This window comes from Plantibacter sp. (assembly GCF_059073635.1).
Genome location: NZ_JCACOF010000005.1, coordinates 138721 through 155514 on the forward strand (window position 1 = coordinate 138721; position 16794 = coordinate 155514).

General features: G+C 69.6%; 16 protein-coding genes. 11 read left to right on the plus strand and 5 right to left on the minus strand.

Annotated features, from left to right (window positions below):
- Positions 1 to 233: 233 nt before the first annotated feature.
- Complete coding sequence (locus tag AC5JOC_RS04425; protein WP_079706411.1) at positions 234 to 938, minus strand: response regulator transcription factor; 705 nt, start codon at positions 936 to 938, stop codon at positions 234 to 236.
- Positions 939 to 1135: 197 nt separating this feature from the next.
- Here AC5JOC_RS04425 and AC5JOC_RS04430 point away from each other — a divergent pair, with 197 nt between their 5' ends.
- From AC5JOC_RS04430 to rhaS, 4 genes are all read left to right on the plus strand, one after another.
- Positions 1136 to 2689, plus strand: a complete 1554-nt coding sequence (locus tag AC5JOC_RS04430) for a sugar ABC transporter ATP-binding protein (RefSeq protein WP_079706410.1) — start codon at positions 1136 to 1138, stop codon at positions 2687 to 2689.
- Positions 2686 to 3738 (plus strand): ABC transporter permease, encoded by a 1053-nt coding sequence (locus AC5JOC_RS04435; protein WP_079706409.1) that lies wholly within the window; start codon positions 2686 to 2688, stop codon positions 3736 to 3738. The genes AC5JOC_RS04430 and AC5JOC_RS04435 overlap by 4 nt, the downstream gene beginning before the upstream one ends.
- Entirely contained in the window at positions 3731 to 4831 is a 1101-nt protein-coding gene (locus tag AC5JOC_RS04440) for an ABC transporter permease (RefSeq protein WP_079706408.1), read from the plus strand. Before AC5JOC_RS04435 ends, AC5JOC_RS04440 begins: the two co-directional genes overlap by 8 nt.
- A gap of 70 nt (positions 4832 to 4901) precedes the next feature.
- Entirely contained in the window at positions 4902 to 5963 is a 1062-nt protein-coding gene (gene rhaS / locus AC5JOC_RS04445) for a rhamnose ABC transporter substrate-binding protein (protein WP_085514253.1), read from the plus strand.
- Positions 5964 to 6053: 90 nt separating this feature from the next.
- Here the strand turns inward: rhaS and AC5JOC_RS04450 are convergent, their stop codons facing one another.
- Entirely contained in the window at positions 6054 to 6482 is a 429-nt protein-coding gene (locus AC5JOC_RS04450; RefSeq protein WP_124767614.1) for a PLD nuclease N-terminal domain-containing protein, read from the minus strand.
- A gap of 48 nt (positions 6483 to 6530) precedes the next feature.
- Between AC5JOC_RS04450 and AC5JOC_RS04455 the strand changes: the two genes are divergently transcribed.
- From AC5JOC_RS04455 to AC5JOC_RS04465, 3 genes are all read left to right on the plus strand, one after another.
- On the plus strand, positions 6531 to 7460 hold the full coding sequence (locus AC5JOC_RS04455) for an aldo/keto reductase (RefSeq protein ID WP_079706405.1): 930 nt from the start codon (positions 6531 to 6533) through the stop codon (positions 7458 to 7460).
- A 130-nt stretch (positions 7461 to 7590) separates the two neighbouring features.
- A complete protein-coding gene (locus AC5JOC_RS04460; protein ID WP_494245535.1) occupies positions 7591 to 8625 on the plus strand; it encodes a LacI family DNA-binding transcriptional regulator in 1035 nt (344 codons plus the stop codon).
- Between the two features lie 100 nt (positions 8626 to 8725).
- Positions 8726 to 10168 (plus strand): L-fucose/L-arabinose isomerase family protein, encoded by a 1443-nt coding sequence (locus AC5JOC_RS04465; protein ID WP_192019108.1) that lies wholly within the window; start codon positions 8726 to 8728, stop codon positions 10166 to 10168.
- 100 nt (positions 10169 to 10268) lie between these two features.
- Here the strand turns inward: AC5JOC_RS04465 and AC5JOC_RS04470 are convergent, their stop codons facing one another.
- A complete protein-coding gene (locus tag AC5JOC_RS04470) occupies positions 10269 to 10877 on the minus strand; it encodes a DNA alkylation repair protein (RefSeq protein WP_411557103.1) in 609 nt (202 codons plus the stop codon).
- A 39-nt stretch (positions 10878 to 10916) separates the two neighbouring features.
- On the opposite strand from AC5JOC_RS04470, the gene AC5JOC_RS04475 reads away from it, so the two are divergent.
- The gene (locus AC5JOC_RS04475; protein ID WP_494245537.1) at positions 10917 to 11786 is read left to right on the plus strand and encodes an NAD-dependent epimerase/dehydratase family protein; all 870 of its coding nucleotides are present in this window, start codon (positions 10917 to 10919) and stop codon (positions 11784 to 11786) included.
- An 18-nt stretch (positions 11787 to 11804) separates the two neighbouring features.
- Here the strand turns inward: AC5JOC_RS04475 and AC5JOC_RS04480 are convergent, their stop codons facing one another.
- Positions 11805 to 13097, minus strand: coding sequence for an MFS transporter (locus AC5JOC_RS04480; RefSeq protein ID WP_138945521.1), 1293 nt, complete (start codon positions 13095 to 13097; stop codon positions 11805 to 11807).
- Between the two features lie 217 nt (positions 13098 to 13314).
- Here AC5JOC_RS04480 and AC5JOC_RS04485 point away from each other — a divergent pair, with 217 nt between their 5' ends.
- Together AC5JOC_RS04485 and rhaI are read left to right on the plus strand one after the other, a co-directional pair.
- Entirely contained in the window at positions 13315 to 13674 is a 360-nt protein-coding gene (locus AC5JOC_RS04485) for an L-rhamnose mutarotase (RefSeq protein ID WP_194644903.1), read from the plus strand.
- A gap of 82 nt (positions 13675 to 13756) precedes the next feature.
- Positions 13757 to 14923, plus strand: a complete 1167-nt coding sequence (gene rhaI / locus AC5JOC_RS04490) for an L-rhamnose isomerase (protein ID WP_202938747.1) — start codon at positions 13757 to 13759, stop codon at positions 14921 to 14923.
- A gap of 163 nt (positions 14924 to 15086) precedes the next feature.
- Here the strand turns inward: rhaI and AC5JOC_RS04495 are convergent, their stop codons facing one another.
- Positions 15087 to 15920: an alpha/beta fold hydrolase gene (locus AC5JOC_RS04495; RefSeq protein WP_086475226.1), complete on the minus strand. Its 834-nt coding sequence runs from the start codon at positions 15918 to 15920 to the stop codon at positions 15087 to 15089.
- 148 nt (positions 15921 to 16068) lie between these two features.
- On the opposite strand from AC5JOC_RS04495, the gene AC5JOC_RS04500 reads away from it, so the two are divergent.
- A complete protein-coding gene (locus tag AC5JOC_RS04500; RefSeq protein ID WP_494245631.1) occupies positions 16069 to 16659 on the plus strand; it encodes a TetR/AcrR family transcriptional regulator in 591 nt (196 codons plus the stop codon).
- Positions 16660 to 16794 lie beyond the last annotated feature (135 nt).

Sequence of the window (16794 nt, forward strand, 5' to 3'; positions counted from 1 at the left end):
GGCCGGGCCCCTGGAGCGGGTCGTCGGGTCTCGCCTGCAGCGCGAACACGTATTGTGCGCCGTCACTGCGGAGCGCCTGGACGGTGCCGTCGCGGACGATGCGCTCCAGCTGGGCGTTGATCGCGAGCCCGGCGAAGAGCGACACGACGACGGCGATGAGCAGACTGCCCCCGGCGATCCGCGTGCGGATGCCGTGGTGCCGCGTCGACCGGCGACGGTCCGACGACACGCCCTCAGCTCCCTGCGGCGACGAGCGAGAACCCCACGCCGCGGCTCGTCACGATGCGGACGCCCGCCTCCGCCAGGTCGAGTTTGCGACGGAGGCGGCTGATGTACTGGTCGACGACGTTCGGGTCGATGTTGTCGAAGGTCTCCCAGACCTCCCGCAGCATGGCCGCCCGGGAGACGACGACGCCCGGATCGGTCGCGAGCACCCGGAGGACGTCGAACTCGGTCCCGCTCAGCGGCACGTCGTGGTCGCCGACGCGCGCCCGGTGCCGGTGCAGGTCGAGCGTCAGCCCACCGACGTCCAAGCGGGGCTGCACGGTGAGCGCGTCCCGACGCCGGACCGCGCGGATCCGGGCGGCGAGCTCGGCGAAGGCGAACGGCTTGATCATGTAGTCGTCGGCTCCGGCGTCGAGCCCACGGACCCGGTCGTCCACGGCGTCGCGCGCCGTGAGCAGGATCACCGCGAGCGTCGGGTCGAGGCCTTTGAGCTCGCGGCAGACGGCGAATCCGGAGAGCCCGGGGAGCATGACGTCGACCACCGCGACCTGGAAGCCCGCGTCGCCACCGGACACCGGCGCGATCGCCTGCCGCGCGAGGTCCAGCGCGGTCGGGCCGTCGAACGCCGTCGTCACGTCGTGGCCGTCCGACCCGAGACCGCGGGACAGGAGGCCAGCCATCTCGCGTTCGTCATCGACGACGAGGATCCGCACGGTCGTCCTCCTTCGCCATCGAGCATCCACAGCCTAGGCGAGCCGACCGGGGCGCCGTTTCTGAAGGTCCTGTCAGGAACGACCGCTTCGCCTTGCCGCCCGCGATCCGACGGCCATACAGTGCAGGTGCTCCCGACCCTGAATCGATTCACATCCCGCCGGGAGCGAGCCCCTCACCGTGGAGGAACGGACCCTCAATGACGATCGACCATCCAGCGCAACCGGCGCGCACCGAACCTGCCGGGCGCAGCGCCCAGCCGGCGCTCTCCCTCATCGGAGCCGCCAAGACCTTCGGCCCCGTCGTCGCCCTGGCCGACGGCACCATCCAGATCGAGGCCGGCGAGATCCACGCGCTCGTCGGCGAGAACGGCGCCGGGAAGTCCACGCTCGTGAAGATCCTCGCCGGGCTCTACACCCCAGATGCCGGCGACTTCACCCTCGCCGGGAAGCCCGTCGCCTTCCGCGGGGTCGCCGACAGCAAGGCCGCGGGCATCTCCGTGATCTACCAGGAGCCGACCCTGTTCCCCGACCTCACCGTCGCCGAGAACATCTTCATCGGCCGCCAGCCGAAGAACGGCCTCGGACTCATCAGCACTGGCGCCATGCGGAAGGCCGCCCGCGCCCTGTTCGACCGCCTCGGCGTCCAGATCGACCCCGACCGCGTCGCCGAGGGCCTGTCGATCGCCGACCAGCAGATCATCGAGATCGCGAAGGCCATCTCGCTCGACGCCAAGGTCCTCATCATGGACGAACCGACCGCCGCGCTCTCCGGCGTCGAGGTCGACCGCCTCTTCCAGGTCGCCCGCTCCCTGCGCGACGCGGGCGCCGGCATCATGTTCATCTCCCACCGCTTCGAGGAGGTCTTCGCGCTGTGCGACCGCATCACGGTCATGCGCGACGGCCGCTACATCGCCACGCACGTCACGAACGAGACCTCCGTCGACGCGATCGTCCGGCAGATGGTCGGTCGCGACATCGCCGCCCTCTTCCCCAAGCAGGACGCGGAGATCGGCGACGCGGTCCTCACCGTCGACGGGCTGTCGCGCGCCGGCGTCTTCTCCGACATCTCGTTCACGGTGCGCTCGGGTGAGATCGTCGCCCTCGCGGGACTCGTCGGCGCCGGGCGCACCGAGGTCGCCCGCGCCGTCTTCGGCATCGACCCCTACGACACCGGACGCGTCACGCTCGACGGCAAGCCGGTGAAGGCCGGCGACCCGCAGGCCGCGATCGACGCCGGCATGGGCTTCGTCCCGGAGGACCGTCGCAAGCAGGGGCTCGTGATGGACCTGTCGGTCGCCCGCAACGCGACCCTCACCCTCCGCCACCGGCTCGCGCGGTTCGGGATCATCTCCGGCCGCCGCGAACGCGAGGCGGCCGAGGAGTGGTCGGCCCGCCTCCAGGTGAAGACCGGCTCGCAGGAGTACGCGGTCTCCACCCTCTCCGGCGGCAACCAGCAGAAGGTCGTCCTCGCGAAGTGGCTCGCCACCGAGCCGACCTTCCTCATCGTCGACGAGCCCACCCGCGGCATCGACGTCGGCACGAAGAGCGAGGTGCACCGCCTCATCTCCGAACTCGCCGGCCGCGGCATCGCGATCCTCATGATCTCCTCCGAACTGCCCGAGGTCCTCGGCATGGCCGACCGCGTCCTCGTCATGCACGAGGGCCGGATCACCGCCGAGCTCACCCGCGAAGAAGCGACCCCGGAGACCGTGATGCACGCGGCCACCGGTTCCCTGGAAGGCGCACGATGACCGACACCACCACCAAGCCGGGAGGCGGCGGCCCCGTCACCGTCGCGACCGAGCGCACGACGAACCCGATCGCGTCGATCGTGCGACTCCGGGAGCTCCCGGTCACCGTCGCCCTCGTCGTGCTCGTGCTCGTGACCTACCTCGCGAACCCGCTGTTCCTGTCGGCACAGGGGGTGAAGGACCTCCTCCTCAACGCGACGATCATGATCATCCTCGCCGTCGGTCAGGCGCTCGTCATCATCACCCGCAACGTCGACCTGTCCGTCGGCTCGATCCTGGGGCTCGTGGCCTTCGCGACCGGCACGATGTTCGCGACGATGCCCCAACTGCCGATCATCGCGGTGTTCGCCATCGCCATGCTGCTCGGTGCGGTGCTCGGCGCGATCAACGGTGCGCTCGTCACGATCGCGAAGGTCCCCGCCCTCGTCATCACCCTGGGCACGCTCTACATCTACCGAGGCCTGAACAACGCGTGGGCCGGTGGCACGCAGTACTTCGCGGACGACCGACCCGACGCGTTCGGGAACCTGTCCGTCGACACCGTCCTCGGCTTCCCGGTCATCACCCTCATCGCGATCCTCGTCGTGGTCGTCGTCGCCGTCTACATGGCCGGCGCCCGATCCGGCCGCGACCTCTACGCGATCGGGTCGGACCCCGACGCCGCGAAGCTGTTCGGCATCCCGGTCGGCCGCCGCGTCTTCCTCGCCTTCCTGGCGAACGGCCTGCTCGCCGGACTCGCCGGCGTGCTCTACGCCTCGCGCTTCAACTCGGTCGGCGCGACCACCGGGTCCGGTATGGAGCTCGACGTCGTCGCGGCGGCCGTGGTCGGTGGTGTCGCGATCTTCGGCGGCAGCGGCTCGGTCGCCGGGGCCGCGATCGGCGCGATCCTCCTCACCACCATCACGAGCGCCCTCACCGCCCTGCGCGTCGACAAGTTCTGGCAACAGGCGATCGTGGGCATCCTCATCCTGGCCGCGATCATCATCGACCGCGTCGCCAGCCTCCGTACGGCCAAGAAACTGCGAATGAGCGAGGCACGCGATGTCTGATCTGAAGACCCCGGCAGCCCCGAAGGCTCCGTTCACCAAGGGCTCCGGCCCGCTCGGCACCGACACCACCGGCGTGCTCGTGGCCGAACCGAAGGGCCGCACCGGTGCCTCGCGCATCCTCCTCGGTCGCGACGCGATCATGATCTACGCGCTGCTCGTCGTCGTCATCGGCGCCTGCCTGCTCATCCCGCGGTTCGCCTCCCCCGTCACCGTGGGCTTCCTCCTCCTCGACGTCATCCCGATCCTCCTCATCGCGATGCCGATGACGCTCGTCATCATCACGGGCGAGATCGACCTGTCCGTCGCAAGCACCGCGGGCCTCACGAGCGCCGTCATCGGTGTGCTGTGGGCCGGCGGCGGGATGGACATCGGGGTCGTCCTCCTCATCGGGCTGCTCGTCGGAGTCGTCGCCGGCGCGTTCAACGGCTTCCTCATCGCGGTGGTCGGACTCCCGTCGCTCGCGGTGACGATCGGCACGCTCGCGCTGTTCCGCGGCCTCGCGCTCGTCGTCATCGGCGACAACGCGGTCGCCAACTTCCCGCCCGAGCTCACCGCGTTCTTCACGTCGAAGATCGGCTCGACCGGCATCCCCGTGGTCATGGTCGGGGTCCTCGTCGTCGTGCTCGCCTTCGGGGTCGTCCTGCACCTGACCCCCTTCGGCCGCGGGCTGTACGCGCTCGGGTACAGCACGGAGGCCGCGAGCTTCGTCGGCATCAAGGTCGCCCGCTCGAAGTTCTGGCTCTACGTCGCGACCGGCGGTGTCTCCGCCCTCGCGGGGGTGTTCTGGACGCTCCGCTACTCGAGCGCCCGCAGCGACAACGCCTCCGGGCTCGAACTCGCCGTCATCGCGGCCGTGCTCCTCGGCGGCGTCTCGATCTTCGGCGGCAAGGGGTCCATCCCGGGTGTCGTCGCGGGTGTGCTGCTCATCGGCACCATCAACTACGCGCTCCGACTCGGCCGCGTCTCCGACGTCGTCCTCATCATCGTGACCGGGACCCTGCTGATCGCCTCGGTGGTCGGCCCCAGTATCTTCGAATCCGTCAAGCAGTGGAACCACCACCGACGGATCCGACGCAGCCTGCCCCAGCACTGATCTCCCGATCGGCGCAGCCCTCGGGGCACCCCACGCCACAGCACCAGGCGTATCCAGAAAGGAACAGACAATGCAGTCGATTCGAAACCGCGCAGCAGGCCGTTCGGCCCGTCGCGCAGCGGCCCTCATCGCCGCAGCAGCCTCCCTCGCCCTCATCGCGACGGGGTGCGCCACCGGCGACTCCGCGGGATCAGGTGGTGGCGGCGGTGCCGCGGAGAGCATCACCTTCATCCCCAAGCAGCTCAACAACCCGTACACGGACGTCGTGCTCGGCGGCGGCAAGGACGGCGCGAAGGCGGCCGGCTTCAGCGCCACCGAGGTCGTCGGCCCGCTCGAGGCGAGCGCGTCCAGCCAGGTGTCGTTCATCAACGCCGAGACCCAGGCCGGCACGAACGTCATCGTCATCGCGGCGAACGACCCCGACGCCGTCTGCCCCGCCCTCAAGGAGGCCCGTGACGGCGGCGCGAAGATCGTCGCGTTCGACTCCGACACCAGCAAGGACTGCCGCGACGTCTTCATCTCCCAGGTCGTCGCCAAGGACGTCGCCCTGATCCAGACGAAGCTCATCTCGGAGCAGATCGGCGGCTCGGGCGAGATCGCGATCCTCTCGGCCACGGCCAACGCGACGAACCAGAACGAGTGGATCAAGTACATGGAGGAGGAGCTCGCCTCCAACCCGGACTACAAGGACATCAAGCTCGTCGCCAAGGTCTACGGTGACGACGACGACACGAAGTCGTTCCAGGAGGCCCAGGGTCTGCTCCAGGCGCACCCGAACCTCAAGGGCATCATCTCGCCCACGACGGTCGGCATCGCCGCGACCGCCCGCTACCTCTCCACCTCGGAGTACAAGGGCAAGGTCGCACTGACCGGCCTCGGCCTCCCGAACGAGATGCGTCCGTTCGTGAAGGACGGCACCGTCACCGCGTTCGCGCTGTGGGACCCGGCTCAGCTCGGCTACGTCGCAGCGTTCGCCGGCAAGGCACTGGCGGAGGGCACGATCACCGGCAAGGAGGGCGACACCTTCGAGGCCGGCGACCTCGGTGAGCGCGAGGTCGGCGCCGACGGCACCGTCATCGTCGGCCCGCCGACCACCTTCGACGCGTCGAACATCGACAAGTACGACTTCTAGGAGTCACCCAGTCACACCCGACTGCCCTGTCTCAGGAACTCCTCGGCGTGCCGCGACCATACCCGGTCGACGCGCCGACGGACTCCTGAGTCAGGGCAGTTTGTCGTCGGCGTCGGGATCGGCGCGCTTCATCTCCAGCTCGAGCTTGCGGATACGCTCGGCGTCCTCGGCGGCCTGGATCTCGCGCTCGAGGGCGGCGAGCTGCTCCTCCGTGCTGCTGACGGCGCGGTCGGGCTGCGACGGCGAGGGCGTCGCGGTCGACGAGGACCCTCGACCCGAACCCCACGAGCCGGACGTCCGCGACTGCTTCCGGCCCCGGCGTTCGGGGAGCTTGATCCGGCTCGTCGACCAGTCCTTGCCGAGCAGGAACCACAGGGCGACGCCGATGAGCGGGATGAAGACGATGAGCAGCACCCACACGATCTTGGGCAGGTTGCGCACGACGGGCTCGGGCTGCCCCACCACGTCGATGAGCGCGATGATCGTGAGGACGATGAGCAGCAACGACAACACGAACATGTCGTCAATCCTAGGCAGACCACCGGCGGGTTCGGCCAGGATGGTCGGATGAAGACCATCCCCCTGCCCCAGACCGACCTGACCGCGTCCAGCATCGTCCTCGGCCTCATGCGGATCGAGGCCCTCGACGACGAGGCCATCCGCACCCTGTTCCACACCGCACGAGACGCCGGCGTCACCGTGTTCGACCACGCCGACATCTACGGCTCGGAGCGTCACGGGTGCGAGCGTCGCTTCGGCGACGCCGTCACCCTCACCGCCGCCGAGCGCGAGCAGGTGCTCATCCAGTCGAAGGTCGGCATCCGCAAGGGCTTCTTCGACTTCTCGGAGGAGCACATCCTCCGCACCGTCGACGAGTCCCTCGCCGCCCTGAAGACGGACTACCTCGACCTCCTGCTCCTGCACCGCCCCGACAGCCTCGTCGAGCCGGAGGAGGTCGCGTCGGCGTTCGACACCCTGCAGGCCGCAGGCAAGGTCCGGAACTTCGGCGTCTCGAACCACACGCCGGCGCAGGTCGAGCTGCTGAAGGGCTCCGTCGAGCAGCCGCTCATCGTCAACCAGGTGCAGCTGAGCATCACCCACGCCCCGATCATCGCGTCGGGCGTCGCCGCGAACATGGCCGGCCTCGACCAGTCGATCGACCGCGACAACGGGATGCTCGACTACAGCCGCCTGACCGGCATGACCCTGCAGGCGTGGTCGCCGTTCCAGGCCGGCTTCTTCACGGGCGTCTTCATCGGCGACCGCGAGCACTACGCGGAGCTGAACGACGTGCTCGACGAGCTCGCAGCCGCACACGGCGTGACGCCGTCCGGCATCGCGACCGCGTGGATCACCCGGCACCCCGCGAACATCCAGGTCGTGCTCGGCACCACCAAGCCGTCGCGCGTCCAGGAAGCGGCCGCAGGTTCCGACGTGACGCTGTCGCGCGAGGAGTGGTACCGCCTCTTCACCGCCGCGGGCCACACCCTCCCGTAGCGGTCGCCTCCGTCCCGTTCTCAGGACTTCCGCGGCGTGTCGGGTGGAGATCGCCCCACCACACCGAAGGAGTCCTGAGAACGGGACGAGGGTCGCGCCGGGTACGCTCGGAGTGGAATCGGAGGGCAGCATGGCGAAGCACGACATCGGGTTCGCCGCCGTCGCCAGACTCGCCGGCGTCTCGAACGCGACCGTCTCCAACACGCTCAACCGCCCCGAGATCGTCGCCCCCGCCACCCGCGAGCGCGTCCTCGCCGCGATCGAGGAACTCGACTTCGTCCCCAACCGTGCCGCCGCCACCCTGCGGCAGGGCACCAACCGCCTCATCGGTCTCGTCATCCCCGACATCGCGAACCCGTTCTACTCGGCGATCGCCCGCGGGGTCACCGAGGCCGCAGCCGAGCACGGCTACACGGTCGCGCTCTGCGTGAGCCATGACGATCCGGACCTCGAACTCCGGCACTTCGAGATGCTCGCCGAGCACCGGGCGGCCGGTGCGCTCGTCGCTCCGCTGACGGCCGACGCCTCCCGACTGGCCCAGCTGCGACGGGTCGGCAGCCGCCTCGTGCTCATGGACCGCACCGCCCCCGAGGGCACCGGCTGCTCCGTCGCGATCGACGACGTGCACGGCGGGGAGCTGGCGGTCGCCCACCTGCTCGCCAGTCCCGCCCCGGCGTCCGACGGGTCGATCGTGCTCGTGAACGGCGACCTGGCGATCCCGCAGTGCGCCGACCGACGCGAGGGTGCCCGGAACGCGTTCATCGCGGCCGGTCTCGACCCCGACGACCTCCGCGAGGTCACCGTGGACGAGATGACCGTCGACTCGGGGCGCATCGCGGGCCGTCGGATCGCGGCAGAGACACCGCGTCCGACCGGCGTGTTCTGCACGAACGACCAGCTCGCGCTCGGCGTCATCAGGGGGCTGAACGACGGTGGTCTGGCGGTGCCCGACGAGGTGTCCGTGGTCGGTTACGGCGATCTCGCGCTCGCGGCCGACGGGCGGGTGCCGCTCACCACGGTCGAGCAGCCGAAGGACGAACTCGGGCGCGTGGCCGTCGAGATCCTCCTGGCCGAGCTGGGCGCCGACCGCGCTGCGCACGAGCACGTCACCCGGACGCTCGAGCCGCATCTCGTCGTCCGCGAGTCCGCTCCCCTGCCGGCCTGAGCAGCGGCGAGGCTGGACGCGGCGGTGACGCCCGGGTACAGTCGTCACCAGTATTTAATCGATTAAATACCCCCGTACCCGCACCCACCAAGGATCGACGATGACCCACACTGCAGCAGCCGTCCACCCGCTCCTCACCCCGAAGGCACGGCGGAAGCCCCGCATCGGCCTCGTCGCCGGCGGCCTCGGCACCTACTGGCCGCAGTTCCCGGAGTTGCTCCCCCAGCTCCAGGCGTCGGCCCGGTACGTCTCGGAACGCTTCCAGCAGATGGACGCCGAGGTCGTCGACGTCGGCTTCATCTCGGACGCGCAGGAGGGCGACGCCGCGGCGGAACAGCTCCGACAGGGCGACTGCGACCTCATCGTCCTGTTCCTCACCACCTACCTCACCTCCTCGATGGTCCTGCCGATCGCCCAGCGCGCGAACACCCCGGTCCTCGTCATCGACCTGCAGCCGACCGAGCGGATGGACCACGCGAGCTTCGACACCGGTGCCTGGCTCGCCTACTGCGGGCAGTGCCCGGTACCCGAGGTCGGCAACGTCTTCCGTCGGGCGGGCATCCCGTTCCGCTCGGTGTCGGGCTGGCTGCGTCAGGAGTCGGCGTGGGACCGGATCTCGCAGTGGATCCGGGCGGCGCACGTCCGCGCAGCCCTCCGTCACGCCCGCCACGGCCTCATGGGCCACGTCTACCCCGGCATGCTCGACGTCTCCACCGACCTCACCCTGCTGCCGACCACCTTCGGCTCGCACGTCGAGGTCCTGGAGTTCGACGACCTCCGCGTCCTCGTCGACGAGGTGACCGACGCCGAGGTCGCCGACCGCATGGCCCTCGCCAGGGAGATCTTCACCCTCGACGACACGGTGGTCGAGGACGACTTCGCGTGGGGAGCGAAGGTGTCGGTCGGGCTCGACCGGCTCGTCGACGAGTTCGCGCTCGACAGCCTCGCCTACTACCACCGCGGTCGCGACGGCGAACAGCACGAGCGACTCGGCGCCGGCATGATCCTCGGCGCGTCCCTCCTCACCGCTCGCGGCATCCCCACGACCGGCGAGTACGAGCTGCGGACCACGGTCGCACAGCTCGCGACCCAGGTCGTCGGCGCCGGTGGGTCGTTCTGCGAGATCCAGGCGCTGGACTTCGAGGACGAGGTCGTCGAGATGGGGCACGACGGTCCGGCGCACCTCGCCGTCAGCTCCCGCGACCCGCTGCTGCGCGGGCTCGGGGTCTATCACGGCAAGCGCGGCTGGGGTGTGAGCGTCGAGTTCGACGTGCGGCACGGGCCGGTCACGCTGCTCGGGTTGGGGCAGGACCGCGACGGCTCGCTCGCCTTCGTCGCGTCGGAGGGCGAGGTCGTCCCCGGCCCGCTGCTCGCGATCGGCAACACGACGAGCCGTGTCGACTTCGGGCGTGACCCGGGTGTCTGGGTGGACGAGTGGAGCGCGACCGGTATCGGTCACCACTGGTCGCTGTCGCTCGGACACCGGGCGGCGGACTACCGGGCTGCGGCGAGCCTGCTGGGGATCGACTTCCGCCAGGTGTGAGGCGCCGTCGGTCCCTGAGCCGACCGGCCCCTGAGCCGACCCGGTCCCTGAGCCGAACCCGGTCCCTGAGCCTGTCGACGGGCAGTCGCGACCGGACGGATCAGAGCACGGCGCGAAGACGCTCCACAGCGGGCTCGACCACGGCGATCGGCGCCGGCCGCTGCAACCCGTCCAGGGCGACGGCCAGCCGACGGGTGGCGCGATCGACATCGCCACCACCCGCACCGAGCTCGCGGATCGGGGCGAGCAGTGCCGCCCGTCGCAACCAGGGCTCGTCCTGCATCCACCGGTCGAGGACGGTCTCGGCCTTGGCTCGGGCCGTCCCGTCGAGGCGTTCCAGGAGCGGTCCGATGACGTCGGTGGCCAGCGGGTCGGCGAGCTCGGGCACCCGACCGGCGCGGACGAAGCCTTCGATCCTCGTCAGGTCGGTGTGCCTGAGCACCGGGACGCTCGACTGCAGGAGGACGATCGCGGCGAGCCGACGCTCGAAGACCGGCACGGCCCACAGCTCCGAGGCGAGGGCTGCCAGCTCGTCGTGCTCCAGTCCGCGGAACTTCCGGAGGGCGTCGCGCACCGTGCCGCGCACGGCCCCGACGGAGGAACCGTAGGACCGGAGCCCGTCGCCGAGCCGCTCGGCGACGTCCGCTGCGCGGTAGCCGTCGCCCTCGTATTGGAGCGCCGCGTCGATGAACTCCCCCGCAGCACTCATCCCACCATTCTCACCCCTGGCGCCGGGTACGGTGGAGCGATGACCGTCGTGATCGTGGGACTCGGACAGCTCGGCTCGGACGTCGCCGGGAGGCTCCTGGCCCGAGGCGAGGACGTCGTCGGCGTGAAGCGCACGGCGCCCGAGTCGAACCCGATCCCTGAGCCGAACCCGGCGCGCGAGTCGGTCGAGGGGCGCTTCACCCTCCAGCTCCGCGACCTCACGACCTCCGCCCCCGACCTTCCTGCGGACACGACGGCGATCGTGGTGGCCCTTGCGCCGCGGGCACGCTCGGTCGAGGCCTATGACGCCCTCTACCGCGACGGTGTCGGGCATCTCGTGAGCGCGGTCGCCGCACTCCCCGGCACCCCGCCTCGCATCCTGTTCGTGTCGTCGACCGCGGTGTGGGGCGAGGACGGCGGGGAGACGATCGACGACACCACGCCGGCCGTCCCGACCACCGGCACCGCACGCGCCCTGCTCGCCGCGGAGGAGGCCGTCCTCGCCGCCGTGCCCGAGGCGAGCGCCATCCGCTTCGGCGGCCTCTACGGTCCGACGTCCACGATGTTCGTCGACCAGGTCCGCGACGGCCGTGTCACCCGGCCCTCCGGCTGGACCAATCGCATCCACCGCGACGACGCCGCGGGCGTGATCGTGCACCTGCTCGACCTGTCGGCGGCATCACTCCCGCCGGTCGTGGCGGGCATCGACGAGGAGCCGGTCCTGCTGTCGACGGTGGCCGACTTCCTCGCCGATCGACTCGGCGTCGCTCCCCCGGCGCTCGACGACGCCGGTCGCACGCCGGAAGAGCCGCACCGCGGCAAGCGCATCATGGCAGCCGCCCTCCGCGACACCGGATTCACCTACCGTTACCCCACCTACCGCGAGGGCTACTCGGCGCAGCTCCCCTGATCGGACGACCGGAGCGGATCACGGCTGCTTCGTCACCTCGGCCATCGCCCGTCGCCCGGACGGTACGAGCACGGCGACGGCGAGCACCACGAAGGTGAGCACGCCGGCGACGACGAGGAGCAGTTCGACGGACACGACGTCGGCGAGCGGTCCGAACACGATCATCCCGAGCGGCATCGACACCGCCATGACGATGCCGACGAACCCGAACACGCGACCCTGCCGCTCCGGTTGGACGCGCTCCTGCAGCAGCGTCATCGACGTCGTCGAGAAGAACGGCACCGCGATCCCGAGCAGGAACATGAAGCCGAAGAAGACCCAGAGGTTGGTCGAGAGTCCGAGCCCGATGGACAGCGCCCCGAACACCACCGAGGACCCGACGATGAGGAGCACGCGGTTCTTGGTGCCGCCCCAGATCGCGATGATCGCTCCGCCGCCGACCATGCCGACGCTGAAGGCGAGTTCGTTCACGGTGAGCATCCAGACCTCGTCGCCGAAGGAGCGGGCGATCATGAGCGGCGTGAGGTAGGACGGCGCGACGATCAGCAGGAACACGATCGCGAAGAGGATGAGCAGCCAGCGCACGAAGCCGTGGTGCCAGACGTAGCGCACGCCCTCGGTGAGGTCGGCGAAGTAGCCGGGGCGCTCGCCCGACCGCACGAGCGTCCGCACCGGTACGAGCAGCAGCAGCCCGATCCCGATCGCGGCCGTGACGACGTCGACGAAGAAGATCGCGACGAGCGACGCACTCGCGTACAGCGCGCCGGCCGCAGCCGGGGCGACGAGCATCATGGCCGACTGGATGGATCCGTTGATGCCGTTGACCCGCATGAGCTTGTCGGTCGGCGTGATCTGCGGGATGAGCGCGGAGACCGCCGGCATCTGGATGCCCGCGCCGACCGAGCGGATCGCGAGCGTGAGGAAGATGAGCCAGAGGTCGGCGGCGCCGTTGATGAGGAAGATCGCGAGCGCGAGGGTCGTGATGGCGATCGAGCCGTCGGCCGCGATGATGAGCAGTTTGCGGTTCATGCGGTCGGCCCACACCCCGCCGAAGATCGACACGATCGCCTGCGGCAGGAACCCCGCGACGGCGGCGAACGCGAGCACGACACCGGACTTCGTCTCGAGCGTGAGGTGCCACATGATCGCGTACTGCACGAGCATCGAGCCGAACAGCGAGACCGTCTGGCCGGACAGGAACACCGCGACGTCGCGACGCCAGCGCGGGCTCTCCGATGCGACGGTCGTCTCCTCCGAACCGTCGGAACCGTCGATCGTGGGTGCATCGGGTGGCGCGTCATCGGCAGCCATGCGATCCACGCTAGGGACTTCGCTCCGAGGTGTCCAGGGGTGATCGGCGCGAACGACGGGCGCGCCCTGACCGTCGAACGGTCGATGCACCCTGTCCAGACGTTCAGACATCCGGGCAGTCGGTCCGTTGACCCGCGGCCGATCGCCCGGATACGCTGCTTGCGATCCTCTGAATCGATTCAGAGTATCCGTGAACCGAACCGAAAGGTACGCCTCGATGACGAGTGCCCGACCCCTGCACCGCGTGTGCTTCCAGCTCCAGGTCAAACCCGAACGCCTCGCGGAGTACCGCGACCGACATGCCGCCGTCTGGCCGGACATGCTGCAGGCCCTCGCCGACACCGGCTGGCACAACTACTCCCTCTTCGTCCGCGACGACGGCCTCCTCATCGGGTACTTCGAGACGGAATCGCTCGAGGCGGCCCAGGCCGGCATGGCCGAGACCGAGGTCAACGCGCGCTGGCAGGCGGAGATGGGTGAGTTCTTCGTCGACCTCGACCTCCCGCCGGACCAGGGCTTCCTCCAGCTCGCCGAGGTGTTCCACCTCGAAGATCAGCTCGCCGCCCTCCACGAGTAGCGACGTTGAAACGATTCACGTATGCTGCAACCAGCGCCGTGAGCGCGCCCCAGACCACCGGAACACGCACAGAGAAGTGACCATGACCAGTTTCGACACCATCACCCCGCTGCTCGAGAAGCAGGCCATCGAACTCCCCTCCTGGGCGTTCGGCAACTCCGGCACCCGCTTCAAGGTGTTCACGACGCCCGGCACCCCGCGGACGCCGGAGGAGAAGATCGCCGACGCCGCCAAGGTGCACGAGTTCACGGCCCTCGCGCCGAAGGTCGCACTCCACATCCCGTGGGACCTCGTGGACGACTTCAGCGCACTCCGTCGCTACGCCGAGGACCACGGCGTCGCGCTCGGCACGATCAACTCGAACACCTTCCAGGATGAGGACTACAAGTTCGGCAGCCTGACCCACAGCAACCCGGCGATCCGTCAGAAGGCGATCGACCACCACTTCGCCTGCATCGACGTCATGCACGCGACCGGCTCGCAGGACCTCAAGATCTGGCTCGCCGACGGCAGTAACTACCCGGGCCAGCAGGACATCCGCGGCCGGCAGGACCGCCTGGCCGACTCGCTCCAGCAGATCTACGCCCGCCTCGGCGAGGAGCAGCGACTCGTGCTCGAGTACAAGTTCTTCGAGCCGGCGTTCTATCACACCGATGTCCCCGACTGGGGAACGTCCTACGCCCAGGTGGCCCAGCTCGGCGACCAGGCCCTCGTCTGCCTCGACACCGGCCACCACGCGCCTGGCACGAACATCGAGTTCATCGTCGCCCAGCTCCTGCGCCTCGGGAAACTCGGCTCGTTCGACTTCAACTCGCGCTTCTACGCCGACGACGACCTCATCGTCGGTGCAGCCGACCCGTTCCAGCTGTTCCGGATCCTCTACGAGGTCGTCCGCGGCGGCGGCCTCGACGACGACTCGCCGGTCGCGTTCATGCTCGACCAGTGCCACAACGTGGAGGACAAGATCCCCGGTCAGATCCGCTCGGTGCTGAACGTGCAGGAGATGACCGCGCGCGCACTGCTCGTCGACCGCGACGCACTGACCGCGGCGCAGGAGGCCGGTGACGTCCTCGGCGCGAACGGCATCCTCATGGACGCGTTCTACACCGACGTCCGCGGACCGCTCGCCGCCTGGCGCGAGAGCCGCGGTCTGCCGGCCGACCCGTTCGGCGCCTACCTGGCCTCGGGCTACCAGCAGCAGATCGCCGAGGAGCGCGTCGGCGGGACCCAGGCGAGCTGGGGCGCGTAGGCACACCCGAGCACGAGGAAGCCCCGCGACCATCCCGGTCGCGGGGCTTCATCCACATCCGGACGTTCACAACTCAGGACGCGCGCGGCGTGTCACCCCGGGCGCGCCGGCCGAGTTCGCCGACGCGCCGGAACGGACCTGAATTGCGAGCCGACCGAGCCGACTACTTCGCGAGGAAGGCGAGCAGCTGCTCGTTGACCTCCCGGTAGTGGGTCCAGAGCATGCCGTGCGGCGCGCCCTCGATCTCGACGTACTCGGCGGAGGGCAGCGCCTTGGCGAACACGCGACCGGTGGAGTCGATCGGCAGGACGCGGTCGCCGGTGCCGTGCACGATGAGCGACGGGACGTCGATCTTCGCGACGTCGGCCCGGAAGTCGGTCAGCCAGGTCGGCTGCGCAGCGACCGAGGCGTACGGCGACGCGTTGTAGGCGAGCTGCGTGTTGGCCCGCAGCGCCTCCTCGCTCAGGCGCGAGCCGAGGTTCTCGTCCGTGTTGAAGAAGTTCTCGAAGAAGCTGGTGAAGAACGCGTAGCGGTCGTCGGTGACGGCGGCGAGGAGCCCGTCGAACACGTCCTGCGGGACACCCGTCGGGTTGTCGTCGGTCTGGAGCAGGTAGGGCTCGAGCGATCCGAGGAAGACGGCCTTCGCGATGCGCTCCGAGCCGTAGGTGCCGAGGTAGCGGCCGACCTCGCCGGTGCCCATCGAGAAGCCGACGAGGACCGCGTCGTTGAGGTCGAGCCCGTCGACGACGGCCTTGAGGTCGGCGGCGAAGGTGTCGTAGTCGTAGCCCTCGGTGGGCTTGGAGGACTTGCCGAAGCCGCGGCGGTCGTAGGTGATGACGCGGTAGCCGGCGTCGAGGAGCGCCGCGGTCTGCTTCTCCCACGAGGAGCCGTCGAGGGGGTAGCCGTGGATGAGGACGACGGGCTGGCCGCTGCCGTGATCCTCGACGTAGAGCTCCACGGAGGTGCTGTTCTCGGTTCCGACGGTGATGAACGACATGGTTCGATTCCTTTCGTCTTCGGCGTCCGGACTCGTCGCCCGGTTCCACGCCCCGATTTGAGAACGATCGTTCTCTTCGGTGTCCATCAGCATAGGGAACGATCGTTCTCAATGCAAGTACACTGATGGAATGACCAGCGAACAGACGATGACGATCGCGTCGCCGAGCCCGGCGGCCGCACCCGCGACACCGGCCTCCGTGCGCGACATCATCGTCGACGCCGCCGACCGCCTGTACTACGCGAAGGGCATCCAGTCCGTCGGCATGGACGAACTGCGTTCGGCGGCCGGCGTGTCGTTGAAGCGCCTGTACTCGGCGTTCCCGAGCAAGGAGGACATCGTCCTCGCGGTCATGGAGCGCCGGCACGAGCTCTGGACCACCGGCGTCAGCGCGCTCGTGGACGACGCCGAGACGCCCCGCGACCGACTCCTCGCGATCTACGACTACCTGGCCGGCTGGTTCAGTGACGACTCGTTCCGCGGCTGCGGGTTCATCAACGCCTTCGGGGAGCTCGGGGGCGTCTCGCCGGCGGTCGCCACCATCACCCGCGAACACAAGGCGTCCTTCCAGGACTACGTCGCCGGCCTCGTCGCCGACGCCGGCGCTCCGGCATCGCTCGCCCCCCAGCTCGCGATCCTCGCCGAGGGCGCCCAGACCACCGCCGCCATCACGGGCTCCCCCGAGGCCGCGTTGCACGCTCGTCGCGCCGCCGAGACGCTCATCGACGCCGCCTCCTGAATCACCCGTGCGCTCGTGATGCACGGCGGTCCGTAACTCAGGACGCTCGCGGCGCGCCGCGCACGCCACGCCGCGTCGCTCGACCGACGCGCCGGACGCCTCCTGAATTGTGAACCAGACCGGTGTCCTCCCCTC

Bases quoted from the DNA above. Each gene is read 5' to 3' on its own strand.
- AC5JOC_RS04430 (WP_079706410.1), top strand. From the start codon at position 1,136: ATGACGATCGACCATCCAGCGCAACCGGCGCGCACCGAACCTGCCGGG.
- AC5JOC_RS04435 (WP_079706409.1), top strand. From the start codon at position 2,686: ATGACCGACACCACCACCAAGCCGGGAGGCGGCGGCCCCGTCACCGTC.
- AC5JOC_RS04440 (WP_079706408.1), top strand. From the start codon at position 3,731: ATGTCTGATCTGAAGACCCCGGCAGCCCCGAAGGCTCCGTTCACCAAG.
- rhaS (WP_085514253.1), top strand. From the start codon at position 4,902: ATGCAGTCGATTCGAAACCGCGCAGCAGGCCGTTCGGCCCGTCGCGCA.
- AC5JOC_RS04450 (WP_124767614.1), bottom strand. From the start codon at position 6,482: ATGTTCGTGTTGTCGTTGCTGCTCATCGTCCTCACGATCATCGCGCTC.
- AC5JOC_RS04455 (WP_079706405.1), top strand. From the start codon at position 6,531: ATGAAGACCATCCCCCTGCCCCAGACCGACCTGACCGCGTCCAGCATC.
- AC5JOC_RS04460 (WP_494245535.1), top strand. From the start codon at position 7,591: ATGGCGAAGCACGACATCGGGTTCGCCGCCGTCGCCAGACTCGCCGGC.
- AC5JOC_RS04465 (WP_192019108.1), top strand. From the start codon at position 8,726: ATGACCCACACTGCAGCAGCCGTCCACCCGCTCCTCACCCCGAAGGCA.
- AC5JOC_RS04470 (WP_411557103.1), bottom strand. From the start codon at position 10,877: ATGAGTGCTGCGGGGGAGTTCATCGACGCGGCGCTCCAATACGAGGGC.
- AC5JOC_RS04475 (WP_494245537.1), top strand. From the start codon at position 10,917: ATGACCGTCGTGATCGTGGGACTCGGACAGCTCGGCTCGGACGTCGCC.
- AC5JOC_RS04480 (WP_138945521.1), bottom strand. From the start codon at position 13,097: ATGGCTGCCGATGACGCGCCACCCGATGCACCCACGATCGACGGTTCC.
- AC5JOC_RS04485 (WP_194644903.1), top strand. From the start codon at position 13,315: ATGACGAGTGCCCGACCCCTGCACCGCGTGTGCTTCCAGCTCCAGGTC.
- rhaI (WP_202938747.1), top strand. From the start codon at position 13,757: ATGACCAGTTTCGACACCATCACCCCGCTGCTCGAGAAGCAGGCCATC.
- AC5JOC_RS04495 (WP_086475226.1), bottom strand. From the start codon at position 15,920: ATGTCGTTCATCACCGTCGGAACCGAGAACAGCACCTCCGTGGAGCTC.
- AC5JOC_RS04500 (WP_494245631.1), top strand. From the start codon at position 16,069: ATGACGATCGCGTCGCCGAGCCCGGCGGCCGCACCCGCGACACCGGCC.